Source organism: Pedobacter sp., assembly GCF_035566355.1.
Taxonomy (GTDB): Bacteria; Bacteroidota; Bacteroidia; order Sphingobacteriales; family Sphingobacteriaceae; genus Pedobacter.
Genome location: NZ_DATMRL010000446.1, coordinates 1 through 14,962, shown reverse-complemented (window position 1 = coordinate 14,962; position 14,962 = coordinate 1). Strand labels below are relative to the sequence as shown.

The window sequence follows — 14,962 nt, the reverse complement described above, 5'->3', positions numbered from 1 at the left end:
ACAGGATGTTCCCGTTTCCAATATAGAACAACTTTTACAAGGTAAGGTGCCAGGACTCAATATCCAGGTCAATACCGGTGCACCGGGATTTAGAGGGACCACGACCATCCGGGGTATTTCCTCACTTTCCGTAACAGGGAGTGGAAGTGAATCTTTTTTGCAGCCCACTTCACCGTTATATGTTATCGATGGTGTTCCGCTTGACGCTGATCAAGCCTCTCAGTTTGGCTTTCAGCAGCAAGGGCCGGGAGTAAGTCCGGTATCCATGATTCCGCAGGAAGATATTGCAAGTATAGAGATCCTGAAAGACGCTCAGGCAACTTCTTTATATGGTTCCAGGGCGGCTTATGGTGTGATCATCATAACCACCAAAAGAGGAAACTCTCCAACACCGAGAATCCGCTACACGCTCAATACTTTCATGCAAAAGCCTCCAAAGCTCCGGGAAACCCTGGGCGGTAACCTGGAACGTCAGCTTAAAATCAGACAGATCATTGAAAATGCCAAAAGTCAGGGAGATATAGACCGGATCGGCTCTACACCTTTTCTGGCAGATAGCTTAAATGCTTACTACAACAACTCCACCAACTGGCAGGACATTTTTTATCGCACCACCTTTAACCAGACCCATAATTTAGCTATTGACGGGGGCGATCAGAAGTTCAATTACAAAACCAATCTGAATTATTACAAAGAAAACGGAGTGATCCGTAATACAGGATTCGACCGCTACAGTCTTACCATGCGCATGGAATATAAACCCAACGAAAAGTTCTCTTTTGTAGGATCTGTTTTCGGGGGGATTGGAAAAACCAATAAAGGAGAAGGCTTAGGACTGCTGCAAACTGGTGTTGCAAATAACGGAATGGCATCCTCCCTGCTTCCGGGCCCATCCTTCTTTCAGTCTACTTCAGGGGTAGTTTCTGCTTTAAAAACCAAAAATGACAATAATGCACGAAACCTCCGTACCAATGTAGAGGCTGCATATATGTTCCTGGAAGGATTGCGGGCATCCACCAACGTAAGTTATAACTTCGATTCCAATACAGAAGATACTTTTACACCGGCAGCTGCAAACGGGCAGTTTGCCAAAGTGTATGCGTTTAATGGTCGCTCGGATCGTTTATACAACAGGAGTGCGATAACCTATTCCAAAAGCTTTGGAGAAAAGCATAACCTCTTTATCAATGCCTTTAACGAGATCTATGTTGAAGGAAAGCAAAACTCCATTACCCGTCAGGAAAGAACACCCAACGATCAGTTCCAGGGGCCTCTGGGTTATGATGCCTATTATTCCAGGGGAGGAGGGATTCTCACAGATTACAGAAATTTCAGATCGGCTTCTTTTGCCGGTGCGGCTTCCTACGACTATATGAAGAAATACGTCGTTGATCTTTCCTACCGTTTGGACGGCACTTCCGGTAGCGGAACGGAAAACCCATATTCAAAAAATCCTGCAGTTGGTTTGCGCTGGAACTTTAAACAGGAAAATTTCCTGTCCAAAGCAGACTGGTTGGATATGGGAGCAATACGCCTGAGCTGGGGAATGAATATCAATCCAAACTCCTCTCTGGTGGATATTTATGGCAGATATAATATCAACGGAAATTACAATGGCCTGCAGGGTATTGGTATAGATTACGGCCTGATTCCAAATCCAAACCTTAAGCCCACCACAACGACACAATACAACCTTGGTTTTGATATTGGTTTATTTAAAAATACCATTGAACTGACCTATGACACCTATTACAAAAGTGTAAAAAATATGGTCTTAGACCGGTACCTGTCTAATATCGCAGGTTTTGGTGTACTCAAAAGTAACGATGCCAGTATAGTCAATTATGGTCATGAAATTTCTTTAACCGTACGTCCATTAAAGAACGGGCCGGTAACATTGTCCTTTTCTATCAACGGTGCCATTAATAATGACGTACTCACGCAGTTGCCCGACGAATATAACGGACAGATGATTCGCTGGGATACCAATCAGGATTATCTGCAACATATTGTGTACCGGGTAGGCTCCAATACCCTTTCAAACTACCTTCGCGTAAACCAGGGCGTGTATTCAAACAATAAGAACGTGCCGGTAGATCCCGTTACAGGTTTGCCCTATCAAACAGGCGGCCGCTTTTTTGAGGCCGGAGATCCGATTTTTAAAGATGTGAACGGAGATTACATCCTGGATGAAAGAGACTATGAGATCACTGGAAATTCACAGCCAATCTTTACCGGTGGTCTTTCTACCAATATAGGCTATAAAAACTTCAGACTTGATGTTTACGCTTCTTTCACCGCCAAACGTACCATTCTGAACAATGCCCTGGCAGACCGGTTGCGTTTAATGAAGGATCCCTTTGGTGACCGTGCCGTAGTGCCACTGACCGATCTCGATATGTGGATGAAACCCGGCGATGTAGCTAAATATCCTTATGCCTATAACTATACCCGGTTTGGAGCGATTCAACCTTATCGCCTGGATCAGTCCCTGTGGGAAGAAGACGGTTCTTATCTGAAGATCAATACCATAACCCTATCTTATATGTTCGACAAAAGGCTGGCCAGAAGGCTGGGCGTACAAAGCATCAGGGTGTATGTTTCAGGCGAAAACCTGCACACCTTTACCAGATATACCGGTCCAAATCCGGAAAATGTGACCAATATGGGACGCGACGCCTCCGGAGGTTATCCTGTCCCCCGTAAATACAACCTGGGTCTAAACGTAGAATTTTAAACAAGAAAAAGACATGAAAACACAAATAAGTCATCAAGCCAGACTGCTGTGCCTTGTCATCCTGGTACTGTGCAGCACCGCCTGCAAAAAGTTTTTGAATGTAGTACCAAAGGACCAGTTGACTGGAAACAATTACTTTAAGTCAAAAGATGATGTAGAATCTAATATCACCAGTTTGTACAGCAAGTTCTTTGAAAAGATCAACCAGACCCAGGTGATGGGCGCTATAGGCGAATACCGCTCGGGCGAGGTCATGGTCAATCCCCTGCACTTTAAGGTCAACGAAGGCAGGATAGTAGAAGCCCTTGGCAGAAATGACCTGCATGATGCTATAGACGGCAATGCCTGGAGAGACCGTTACCATCTCTGGGACATCACCAACTGGACAACATATTACCAGGTTATCCAGGGTACAAATATCCTCATCAGTAAGCTGGAAGAAGGAATTCCCGGCCTGAGCGAGGCTGATAAACAGCAATATATAGGAGAGGCAACCTTCATTCGCTGCTTTACCTATTTCTGGATGGTCAGAATTTTTGGAGATGTTGCTTATTACACCAATCCATACCAGGCCAACCCGCTCGGCAGAGAAAATATGGTATCGGTACTGAATAAATGTATTTCCGATATGAAGAGTAAAATGAACAACATGCCCTGGACCAATAGCGATCCGTCTAAAAAAGGATCAAGAGCAAGCCGTGGGGCTGCGGTTGCCCTGATCATGCACATGAACATGTGGAATGCAGGCTTTGATCCAGTTAAGAAAAATGTCTATTACACAGAAACCGCAGCACTCGGCGAAGAACTGATGAAAAGCAATGCCTATAGTTTGCTGCCGCTTAAAAATTGGGATCTGGTGGTTAAAGGACGTTCTGCAGAGAGTCTGTTTGAATTTTACAGGAGCATCAATTACGGCGACAATGTGAATATAGACGCGCCGATCGCAGCACCTTTTTTACGCTGGCCTTTCAGAAATCCGAGATACGACAACCAGGTAAGCCTGTTTTATTACACCACCGAATATATGTCCAAACTTTTCCCGGAAGACCTTCCTGATAAACGTAAAGAGCCTATAGAAAATGATGGCTGGTTTGGTGATCAGTATGGCGGCGGTGTCTATTCTGGTGATGACAAATTTGTGATGACCAAATTTGCCCATAACATTCCTGCTTCAGAAAATTCGGCAGTAAATCCAGACAATACTTTCCTGATTTTCAGATATGCGGATCTGTTGCTGCTCCGGGCAGAAGCACTCGCTGAATTAGGCAACAAGGATGCTGAAGCTATTAGTATAGTTGGCCTGGTGCGTGCCCGCGCCCAGGCAGGGCCTTATGATGGCGCCGGTGGCGATGAGCTAAAGGATTTTATCTTCATGGAAAGATCAAGAGAATTGATCGGGGAAGGACAGCATTATTTTGACCTGGTCCGTACCGGACGGATTATGAGTTCAAAATGGGCACGTCATCCTTTAAACAGAGACCAGTTCAACAGAAGAGCCTGGACATGGCCAATTGATCACGCAGCCACAAATAATAATCCTTATATGAGCCTGAACGATTACTGGGAAAGTTCAGGTCTTTAATTCTAGTCTTTGAAAAAAAAATAATATGGAACATTTCAAAAAAACATTCATAGATCTTGTCTCCCCGTTGTTGCTGATCATATGCTTTTTCTCCGCCTGTAAACGCGATGAGTATTATAAAGATGGCGGTTTAGCAAAGGGCAAATTTCAAGGTAATATTATACAATACCTTTCTTCCAAACCAAAAGAGTTTGACTCTTTAGTGCAAATAATAAAGCTGGCCGGTTTGGATAAGACTTTAAGCGATGAAGAAGTTACTTTTTTTGCGCCAAATGACGTGAATATCAAAGCCTTAATTGGGCGTCTTGACCAGGGAGGAGTGAACAGACGGCTTTATAATGAAGGTAAAGATACCATCAAAGTCCTTTCAGATGTTGATCCCCTGATCTGGAAAAAATTCCTGCTCCGCTATATCTATAAAGGTAAGAATAAGCTGATGGATTACCCCCAGATCGATTTTGGACAACAGGTCATCTATCCAGGACAAATCTATTATGCCTATGGTAATACCGTAGCCAACATCGGTGTCGTCTATAATGATGCAGGCGGGGTGCGCTATATGGGATACCGGCAGCTGCACATCTCCTATATACCGGATATCTCCAGACCGGCCGACAACTGGAGAACAATAAGAGTCTCCTCGTCAGATATTGAACCCAATAATGGTATCGTACATGTACTTGAAGTTAGTGGTAATCAACTGGGTTTTGATCAGGGAGAAATGGAAAATGACATATCAGACAGTAAGCGTTAAGTGCCATGTATTATAAAGGATCATACAATATGAAGAAGATGACTATCGCCACCACCTTTGCCGCATTTCTGATGCTGGCGGGAGGATGTTCCAAAAAAGAAGAAGTGTTCAGTGAACCTTACGGGCAAGGGAAGAATCCATTGGGGATTGTGATCAATACGGCGCAAGTTCCGGTGCCTGAGTCTGGAAACCCTGGAGTAGAAGTCACCATCAAAGCAATAGGACTAGTCCCTTATAAAGATAAACTTATCCTCCGGATCAACGGAGAGCAGGCCATCGTTAAAGAAGTCACTGAAAACAGTATAAAAGCGGTGGTTCCGGACAATGCCAGTTCGGGAGTGATTTCTATCTCTGTAGAAGATAAAGTTGTTTTCGGGCCTGTATTTAAAGTAAATGGCTATCTTTCTGTAGACCCTACTTTCCGAGCCAGCAGTGGTGCAAATAACGCTGTTTTTCAGCGATTGGTGACCAGTGATGGTAAAATCATGCTGGTCGGAGCCTTTACCAATTACGACAACAGGGGCGCTATTAAGCCCATCAACAGGATTGTCAGAACCTTTATGGATGGTAGCTATGACGCCAGTCTGCGTTCTGGAAAAGGAGCCAATGGTCTGTTGACCAGTATTATATCTGTATCTGGAAAACTCATTGTTGCCGGTGCGTTTAGCGGATATGACCAACGTACGGAAAACATCAGCAATATTACGATGCTCAACAGCAATGGAAGTATTGATACCATGGGTATAAAAACTTTCAGAAGGCCAACACAAACAGATACCACCAAATATTTTCCAAAATTTAATGGCGGAACAGACGGTGTAATTGGCGGGATGTATGAACAGAATGGTAAAGTCCTTGTAACCGGGTCTTTCCGTTACTATGTGTCCAGAAGATACGACAAACCAAACAAGTACGAGACAAAGGATACCGTAATCCTGGATAGCATCGAAATGCGTCAGATCGCCCGTTTAAATACGGATGGTACGCTGGATAAATCATATCGTTTTAATACGGCAACCAATTCCGGACTTCCTGGTGGAAATGGAAGTATAGGATCTTACTTTCATAAAGAAGGGGCATTAGCTGGTAAAATGCTGTTGTTCGGATCATTTACAAAATTTGACAATACCGTAGCCGGATACATTACCAGGTTAAATCCAGATGGAAATATAGATCCTACTTTTAACCCTGGAGGAGCAGGAGCAGATTTCAGAATCAATAATGCCAGCTACAACGCAGTGACTAAACGATATATCATCACAGGAAGTTTCCGGACCTATAATGGAAAAAGCAGTGAATACATTGCGATGCTAAACGAGGATGGTACACTTGATCCAACTTTTGTACCTAAAAAAGTAGAAGGAAGCCTTTCAGAATCTAAACAACTGAATAATGGTTTGATTGTCGTTACCGGAGGATTCAAAACCTATGGAGGCGTTACCCGGAATGGATTTATGATCCTTGAAAAAACCGGTGCTCTGGCAGCAGGATATAATTCTACCGGAATCTTCAACGGCTGGCTGGGCGACGTCATTGATACGCAAACCGAAGACGGGAAACCAGCTATACTGCTGATTGGTAATTTCTATCGTTTTGACAATGAGCCAGTCAACAATATTCTCCGTTTGGTTATCAACAAAGAAAATCCTTAACCTCCAATAATTTAATTATGATCACATTATTAAAAAATTATCATATCTGGCGCCTGGGTCTGATCTTAGGATTCATAGTCTTGTTGTCTTCCTGTAATAAAGGCTTTGACAAAGTGATTCCGGATGGCAGTCGTGTAGACAGTGCAACGGTTGCTTACGGAAGTCCGAAAGTTCTTTACATTATTGTCGATGGGGCAAGAGGACAATCTGTCCGGGATGCACATACGCCCTTCATCAGCTCTTTACTGCCCAAGTCAATTTATTCCTGGGTATCCTTAAGTGACGAAACAGTAAGTCAGCCGGGAACGGCCTGGACAGACCTGCTGACCGGGGTCCGTAAATCCAAACATCTAGTAGATGGAAATAATTTTACCGCCAATAATCTGGCCTCATTTCCCACCATTTATAAGCGGATCAAAGAAACTTATCCCAAAAGCCTTCTAAAAGTATTTACCACTTCGACAGTGTTTAAGGATAATCTTACCGCAGGCACAGATGTAAGTGAATTACTGGCAAACGACGAGGCGGTTAAGGATAAGGTAGTTTCAAGCCTTTCAGATGAAGCCCTGACCCTGGTTACCGGACATTTTACCAGTATTGACGCTGCGGGTGCGCAAAATGGTTATGACCTTTCTGTACCTGCCTATAAAAATGCAATCCTGAAGTTCGATAGCTATTTAGGTGAAATGCTTCAGGCCCTGGCCAAAAGACCTAATTACGCGAAGGAAAACTGGATGGTTGTACTGGCTTCCAGCCGTGGGGGGCATTTTGCCATACCTGCAGAAAATAACGACAATACTATTTTCAGCAATCCGGATGTAAATACATTTACTATTCTTTATTCAAATAAATATAAAACCCGTTTTATTGGGAAACCTTACCTGGGTAACAAGTACCAGGGCGAATTTATTCGCTTCAACGACCATAGAAAGGCGCAGGTAACTGCCGGAGATAACAGCGTCTATAATCTAGGGACAGCAGAATTTACGATTGAATTAAAAGTCAAGAAGAACAAAGGACCAAATGACAATTATAAATTCTATTATCCTTCCATTCTTGGCAAGCGTGCAGAGTGGACCTCTGGATGGCCGGGCAATGGCTGGGTTATTTTTCTTGAAGACAACTACTGGATGTTTAATGCCAAAGGCCCGGGAGGAGGCGATCAGGTTAAAGGAACAGTGTTGGCCGATGCAACCTGGAACAGCGTTTCCGTTGTAGGTGTCATCAGAGAAAACAAACGTTATGTAAGAACTTTTACCAATGGAGCCTTCAATAATGAACGTGATATTTCCGGATGGGGAAATATGGATAATTCAGCCTTGCTTACCCTTGGATATCTGGCAGGTACGGGGCACAGGGAACCAGATGTTTACCTGAGCGACGTGAGGATCTGGAAAGCCGCTCTGCCCGATTCTGTGATCAATCGTTTTGCCTGTGACACCTATGTCGATCCGGGACATCCCTATTATCAATACCTGGCAGGCTATTGGCCTGTGGTTGGTAATCACAGTGATACGATTCTGGATGAAGGTCCATTAGGCAGTCATATGACATTTTCGGGAGGAGATTCCTCCTGGGATAAACTCTCAGAATATATATGCGCTCCCTCACAGGACAATCTCGGTACCCTGGTTCCAAGAAGTGTAGATGCAGCCGCACAAATCATCAGTTGGCTTAAAGTTCCCCGCCAGGAAAGCTGGCAGCTGGACGGACGGGTATGGCTGGATCAATAATTAACAAACCATCAGAATCAAATTAATATCATGAATATGAAACTTAATTCTATATACCTCTCTTTCCTGATCCTGATCCTGCTACAGCTTTTTTCCTGCAAACGAAATGCCCTGGAGGATTTTTCCATTGCTAAAGGAACACCCGTAACCGTTTCCGCAGGCGGACTAAGAGGAAATATCCAAAGAGATAATGAAAAAATTATCTTGCAAGTAGGAGTAGGTCTTTCTGCACCTGCAACCAAGGCCTTTCAAATCAGTCTGACACTAAATACCGATACCGTGAATGGTCTTATCGAAAATAAGACGCTGGTCAACACAGTGGCACTGCCAGCCTTGTCCGTTAAACTGCCTAATGTCGCAGAGGTTACCTATGGAGTAGACAGTGCTTTCTTTACCGTGCAAATCAGTGTAACAACGCTGGAACAGTACTATGGAAAAAAAGTAGCCCTGGCGGTAAGTCTTGATGATCCAACAAAAGGTAATCAGGCCAGTAAGGTCAAACGAACAACACTGATTGTACTGGATACAAAAGATCTGGTCAAACAGGAAGAAATACATTATCTATCCATTAAGAATGGCGGAGGAGGTCTCTTAAAAGTAACCAGAGGAGAGAATTATAAGGTCACCTCTGCCGGAGTAACCATTCCTCTGGATGTACTGCTGGCTGGAATCCCGGGATCCGCATTCAGCATAAAGACAATCGTAAATACAGATACAATTAGTGCTCTTGTCGCTGGTAAGATACTTCCGGAAGGTACATTGCCGCTGACAAAAGAGAAATACCTGCTCGATTCTGTGATTAATTTCCCGGGAAATAAAACGCAGATTGGATATGAACTTAATATTCCATGGAGTACAATGGACCAGAATCTGAACAATTCCATTGCCATGGTTATTCGTCTCAGCAGCTCAACTAAACATGTCTTACATCCGGCAAACAGCGTTGTCGTGGTTTTGATTGATCCTTCTGTAAGCCTGGATAACAATTCGTTTATCACAGGAAATGGAACAGGGCTTAAGGCCGAGTATTTTAAGGGAACACAAACGATAAACGAAGGTGGCAGGCTCCCTGACCTGGTTAGGATTGATCCGCAGATTAATTTTGTAGGCTGGCAGCCTTTTCCAGAACAAGATGATAACTGGTCTTCCAGATGGACTGGAGAATTCCTCGCCCCTGTGAGAGGAGAATATATTTTCTATCAAACCAAATGGGATGACGGTGCCAGGTTGTTTATTAATGGAGTGGCCCTGGTCAACGATTTTACTGCCGAATGGGATAAGCCAAGCAGATTCGGAAAGGTATTCCTGGAACGCGGCCAGCGCTATTCGATAGAAGCCAATCACCGCGAGAATGTTGGAGGTCAGCAGGCCATATTGGAGTACGAAGTGCCAGGTGCCGGCATCGGCAGGCAGGTTGTTCCAAAATCACAACTTTTTCCTGCCCCTTAGCATTAAACATGAAGGAACTGAAAAAATAAAACCCTTGAATCATGAACAACAGAATATATAATATCCTTGCAATCCTCCTTATTCTTTTTGCAGTATCCTGCAAAAAGAATAAGGAGCAACCGGTTGAAGTACCTGAATCGCCAAAACCAACAGCGAGCTTTAACTATAAACAGGTGAGTGCCGATGATCCCTTCACTTTTAAGTTCGAAAATCTCTCTAAAGATTTCAAAGAAATCAGATGGGAATTTGGAGACGACAGTACCACTGCGGAGGTTTCTCCGATGCATACCTTTATCAACACTGGTGAATACCGGGTTAGAATGATGTCTAAAAATGATCAGGGGTATTGGGCACAAAGAGAAGTAAAGATTAAACTTAAACCGGATGATATCCTTAGTTATACATCCTCAAATGGGGCGGATGGTAAAATAACTTTATCTCTTAATGCACCCGTCAAAGCGCAAACGGTATCCTGGTACAAACTGGAGGGAAACGTACTTAAGCTGGTTGAAACTGCAGCCACCACCAAGATTTCTGTTGCCGCAGGTACCTATGATACCTACACGGTGAAGATCACAACTCCAAAAGGGTCAACAGCAGAGGTGACCAGATTGGTGGGGTCTGCAGGAGTTTTAAATGATGTGACCGGAAATGCGGTGTTCTCTGTGTCCAGGGATAATGATGGCGGACCAACGGCCAAGGAAGGATCTCTCAAACTGATTGACAAGGATACCAGAACTAAGTTTTTACAGTTCGACTATAAAGGGGATCTGTGGGCTCAATTGGATTATCTGGATAAGCCGGTGGTTCTGGGAGCTTATTCTTTGACTTCAGGAGATGATGCCATTGAGCGTGACCCAAAGAACTTTAGTCTGGAAGGCTCAAACGATCTCACTTCCTGGGCGAAAGTGGACCAGCGCACTAACGAAGCTTTTCCAACAAGAGGATTGACCAAAATGTACCTTTTCAACAATTCAACCCCTTACCGGTATTACCGGTTAAATATTCCGGTAAATAACGGTGCGGGGTTGATTCAGATTGCCGAATGGAGGGTTTTTGTCATGCAATAACTTACCTTTCTTACTCCACTACAGGAAAAGCAGATATTCTTAATCTTGCGCCTCCCATAGGAACCAGAGCCAAGTCTGATACTGGTTCATTTGTTTTAACAGGGCTTAAAGGCAGCAGACCACATAAACCATACTGGTCCATGGTCCAGCCTTTAATTTGTTTGCCCTTTATTCTTAATTCAATTGGCGCATTTGAATTGGTAAAAGGATTATTGTCTTTTGGCCAGCTTTTGCGAATCACTTTTATAGAGTGCTCCGGATGTTCTTTGTCGATCTGCAGACCGTAATTCCAGGCCGATTTTGGAAATATCTCATAAGATGGCCATTTAGCAGGATCTGCAGCAGCCTGCCAGCCGGAATCATTCAAGGCAGTGGCTTTGCTGTCACGAGGTACATAATCTTCGTCAATTTTTAAAGAATAGGTGAGTGGTCCGTAATTGATACTGATGCTGTTTTTGTTTTCTTTCCATTCTCTGGTTGTTAACTCCATAGGAAGTTTCAAAGCGATCTGGTCTCCTTCTTTCCAGGTGTTTTCCAAACGGATATAATTTCCATGACTAAGGTTCGCCGCAATGCTGCGTCCATTCACTTTTACCGATGGATTTTTACACCAGGAGGGTATTCTGAGATATAATGGGAAGCAGGCTTCTACCGGTGTTTTTACGGTGAAGCTGATCTGATCTTCGAAAGGATATTTGGTTGTTTCCAGAAGCTGAACAGTAGTGCCTTTACCAACGGTGGCCGTAACTGTTCCTTCTGTATAGAGTTGTGCAGCCAAGCCATTATCCGGCGTGGCCATCCAGGTGTTTTCTGCGTAATAAACCCATCCTGCTGCATGATTGTGCTGGCAACAGCGGCTGCTAAAGGGATTCATCATGAGAAATGGCCCTTCATTATCTATACCGGGCCTATGGTTCCTGCTGTCACTGGCTACCATATTGGGTGCAGTAAGGTAGCGCAGAGATCTGTAATCCGGCATAAAGGCGGCTGAAAAGGTATTAAAAGCGACGTCTTCACAGTTTTCTGCCCAGAAGGGATCTCCTGTAGAGCCCAGGAGCATTTGATCTGAGGTCATTTGTTCCACCAGTCCGCAGGTTTCAACAGCCTGACGGGGGTCATTATAGCCTTTGCGGGCATTTTCGTCCGCACCAAACATACCTCCGGGAACTTGTCCGTATTCCTCTCTGATCAGCTTGAAATTTCGGTAAGTTGCCTCTATGTCCTTCTGATCGTGGCTTTGCAAGGCAAATGTTGCCGGCTCCCTGAAGCCTTGAGCAATGTTTACGTTATGAAGATTTGGTAATTGATGAGCTTGGCGCCAGTTTGCGGTGTTTTTGTCGATTTTGGTGGCCAGATCCAGGAGCCATTTATCCCCGGTACGGTTATACAGCCAGTATACACTGGCTATATTGTCTCCGCCTCTTGAGTTTTCCCAGTAATCTTCGAGAAACTTGTTGTCGGGAACTGAAAGTTCATACTTGAAGTATTTGGTCATAAAGGGAATGACTCTTGGATCCTTGGAGTACTCATAATAGGATTGCAGACACCACAGCATAGACATATTGGTCCACAAATCCCGGTTTCCGTTACGTTCTACTGCCGGTCCAAAATCTCCGTTATCGCGTTGGTTATTGAGTACAGCATCTATCCAGAATTTGGCTTCTTTTATGATCTTTTCATCATGGAGCATATAGCCAATATTGGCATAGCCCTTCAGCCAGTAGGGAAGTTCTTCCCAGCCATACTTTCCTTTGCCTTCTTTATTTAACCAGGCATTGTCTTCTTTAGAGAGCCAGATACTGATCTCGCCAAGATTGCCGGTCAGGCCATCACGTTGTAATTCCAATGCTTTTTTTAACCATCCTCCTGCCTGGATACTTCCAACCGGAAGCTTAGTGAAATATTGATTTTGAAGGGGGAATTTGTTGTTTACATAAAATGAATTGCGTTGCTGATTGGCCGCTTTAACGACGCTGACCTGAAGTTTGTGCTCCTGTTTTTTTACCTGGGCAAAAACAGATAATGGGAGCAATGGTAGCGCCATCATCAATAAACCTTTTCTCATAATTTTATAATTGGTTAAGTTTTCTTTGTGTCATGCTAAGCTATTTAGTTTTCGTCCAGGAGATTCGTTGTATTTTATCAAAAAATCATCAAATCGTATCAATGTTTAAAACGTTAAGAAGTGAATTTGGGGATGAATTATGTCGGAAAATTCTGTACAGCTGCTTCAAGACTAACGATATCAGGTCCGCTGAAGAAGCGGACAGATCTCTGAGGTCTTTCCGCAGCGTACGAGAATTTTCCTTAGCAAATTGCAGAGGAGGGTGGTGACCATGCATGGTGCAGAAAAGAAGGATATAGCGATGTTAGTCTGTATGGTTAGAAAACAGGGCCTTAAGTTTAGTTGTTGGGAGACTGGAGAGCAGAAAAGTGATGCCAGATTGAGGCCTGAGTGGGGGCTTGTTGGGATAAAAGGTACCCTGGCCCAGCAAAACCCCAGCCAGGTCTGCACCAGACACAATCCGGCCCAGTAGAAAGTCTTTTTTTGCATCCAGTCCGGATCACCACCCTCCTCTGCAATTTGCTACAAAAAATTCTCGTACGCTGCGGAAAGGCCTCAGAGATCTGTCCGCTTCTTCAGCGGACCTGATATCGTTAGCCTTGAAGCAGCTGTACAGAATTTTTTGAGAAATTCACCCCATCTTAAACCTTTGTTTGGTAAACAGATTACAGAAAAATATAATAATATGAGGGGGTAGGGGAGGAAATTAAAGAGCCTTCTATCGGGATCGAACCAATGACCTACTGATTACAAGTCAGTTGCTCTACCAGCTGAGCTAAGAAGGCTTTTAATTAAATCAATGAATGCATTTAAAAAAAAAATGCTCCTGTTTCACCAACAGGAGCGCAAATGTAAAACTTTCTTTTTTTATTCCAAAAAATATTTAATCTTTTTGTGCCATTTCAAGTAAGCTTCGTTCTCTTTTTTTCTTCATGTGCTTCTCAAGTCCGGATCTTTTAAAGTGAGGGTGTTTACGAAGGGCATTAATGTCAATCCTGAGGTTACTTCCGGAACGCCATAAAAAACCACCGGCCGAAACAGCCTTGTCTTTAACAACCCTGTAAATATCGCTTTCGTCCACCTTTGTTGTTCTGGCAGCAATAGCCGCAGTCGCGTAGGTTTTTATCCATTTCCCATCCAGATCATACTGCGAAACCTGTGTAAGTTCCGGAGATAACCTCGAATTGAAAGAGGCCGATTGCGTCAGGTGTTTTACCTGGATCTTTGGTTTGGTACCCCTTCTCCACAGAAAGCCGCCACAACTCATTCTTTTTCCGGTAATGGCCCTTTGAATACTACCCGGATGTACCTTAACTATTCTCGCAGCTTCCTTGATCGTACTGAAGGTATTGATCAGTTTACCCGTAAAGTCATACTGGCCCATACGTTTTTGCTGGCTGATCAGGGGAGAAGCACCCAAGGATTTGTTTTCAATCAGCGCCTGAACATCGATCTCCGCCGGAGCTCCGCGTCTCCAAAGATAGCCACATGCCGTTACCAGGCTACCAGAGTCTTTACTCTTTCCACGTGCAGCTGCAGATAAATGACCCTGGCTGGTTTTCATCGCAGCAGCGGCCACTTTTGCATTTGGATAAGTTTCCAGTAACTTTCCGCTTAAAGAATATCGGCTGATGCGGTAAACACCTTTCTCCTCTTTAATCGCATTTATTTTTTCCTGTATCTGTTTTCTATTTTCAGATGTTAGCTTTTTAAAAGGAGCGGCCCTTCGTCCTGCCGCTTCCATTTTCGCATTTTTATCTTTTGAAGTGCCAAGAATCAGGTTTTCCGAACTCACATTGAGCGGATCTCCATCTTTAGCCAAAATATACAGATTTTTGTTGCTGAGGTCAAATTCCTCATTAAAACAGAAGTAAACCAGTCTGGCCAGGCTAAAGTTATGTAGTTTTTTTTCTTTAACCA

General features: G+C 43.8%; 9 protein-coding genes and 1 tRNA gene. 7 read left to right on the top strand and 3 right to left on the bottom strand.

Going from position 1 to position 14,962, the window contains the following annotated elements; translation table 11 throughout:
• The 7 genes from VNZ46_RS17150 to VNZ46_RS17120 form a co-directional block, all read left to right on the top strand.
• Nucleotides 1-2,737, top strand: a 2,737-nt coding sequence (locus VNZ46_RS17150; RefSeq protein WP_325561273.1) for a SusC/RagA family TonB-linked outer membrane protein, incomplete at its 5' end; no start/stop codon positions are given.
• A 13-nt stretch (nt 2,738-2,750) separates the two neighbouring features.
• Nucleotides 2,751-4,319 (top strand): RagB/SusD family nutrient uptake outer membrane protein, encoded by a 1,569-nt coding sequence (locus VNZ46_RS17145; protein WP_325561272.1) that lies wholly within the window; start codon nt 2,751-2,753, stop codon nt 4,317-4,319.
• A gap of 25 nt (nt 4,320-4,344) precedes the next feature.
• Nucleotides 4,345-5,073: a hypothetical protein gene (locus VNZ46_RS17140; protein WP_325561271.1), complete on the top strand. Its 729-nt coding sequence runs from the start codon at nt 4,345-4,347 to the stop codon at nt 5,071-5,073.
• Between the two features lie 29 nt (nt 5,074-5,102).
• Nucleotides 5,103-6,725, top strand: a complete 1,623-nt coding sequence (locus VNZ46_RS17135) for a DUF5008 domain-containing protein (RefSeq protein WP_325561270.1) — start codon at nt 5,103-5,105, stop codon at nt 6,723-6,725.
• 17 nt (nt 6,726-6,742) lie between these two features.
• Nucleotides 6,743-8,458 carry a DUF4983 domain-containing protein gene (locus tag VNZ46_RS17130; protein ID WP_325561269.1) on the top strand — a complete coding sequence of 572 codons (1,716 nt, stop codon included), beginning with the start codon at nt 6,743-6,745 and terminating at the stop codon, nt 8,456-8,458.
• Between the two features lie 30 nt (nt 8,459-8,488).
• A complete protein-coding gene (locus VNZ46_RS17125; protein ID WP_325561268.1) occupies nt 8,489-9,907 on the top strand; it encodes a PA14 domain-containing protein in 1,419 nt (472 codons plus the stop codon).
• A gap of 41 nt (nt 9,908-9,948) precedes the next feature.
• Nucleotides 9,949-10,977: a PKD domain-containing protein gene (locus VNZ46_RS17120; protein WP_325561267.1), complete on the top strand. Its 1,029-nt coding sequence runs from the start codon at nt 9,949-9,951 to the stop codon at nt 10,975-10,977.
• Nucleotides 10,978-10,987: 10 nt separating this feature from the next.
• Here VNZ46_RS17120 and VNZ46_RS17115 read toward each other — a convergent pair whose 3' ends face one another.
• The 3 genes from VNZ46_RS17115 to VNZ46_RS17105 all read right to left on the bottom strand — a co-directional run.
• Nucleotides 10,988-13,042, bottom strand: coding sequence for a beta-L-arabinofuranosidase domain-containing protein (locus VNZ46_RS17115; protein ID WP_325561266.1), 2,055 nt, complete (start codon nt 13,040-13,042; stop codon nt 10,988-10,990).
• Between the two features lie 712 nt (nt 13,043-13,754).
• Nucleotides 13,755-13,827, bottom strand: a tRNA-Thr gene (locus VNZ46_RS17110).
• Between the two features lie 98 nt (nt 13,828-13,925).
• A partial coding sequence (locus VNZ46_RS17105; RefSeq protein WP_325561265.1) for an NUMOD1 domain-containing DNA-binding protein occupies nt 13,926-14,962 on the bottom strand: 1,037 nt, incomplete at its 5' end.

What these genes read in the sequence shown, in the direction of transcription:
- VNZ46_RS17145 (WP_325561272.1), top strand. Translation starts at nt 2,751, where the DNA reads ATGAAAACACAAATAAGTCATCAAGCCAGACTGCTGTGCCTTGTCATC.
- VNZ46_RS17140 (WP_325561271.1), top strand. Translation starts at nt 4,345, where the DNA reads ATGGAACATTTCAAAAAAACATTCATAGATCTTGTCTCCCCGTTGTTG.
- VNZ46_RS17135 (WP_325561270.1), top strand. Translation starts at nt 5,103, where the DNA reads ATGAAGAAGATGACTATCGCCACCACCTTTGCCGCATTTCTGATGCTG.
- VNZ46_RS17130 (WP_325561269.1), top strand. Translation starts at nt 6,743, where the DNA reads ATGATCACATTATTAAAAAATTATCATATCTGGCGCCTGGGTCTGATC.
- VNZ46_RS17125 (WP_325561268.1), top strand. Translation starts at nt 8,489, where the DNA reads ATGAATATGAAACTTAATTCTATATACCTCTCTTTCCTGATCCTGATC.
- VNZ46_RS17120 (WP_325561267.1), top strand. Translation starts at nt 9,949, where the DNA reads ATGAACAACAGAATATATAATATCCTTGCAATCCTCCTTATTCTTTTT.
- VNZ46_RS17115 (WP_325561266.1), bottom strand. Translation starts at nt 13,042, where the DNA reads ATGAGAAAAGGTTTATTGATGATGGCGCTACCATTGCTCCCATTATCT.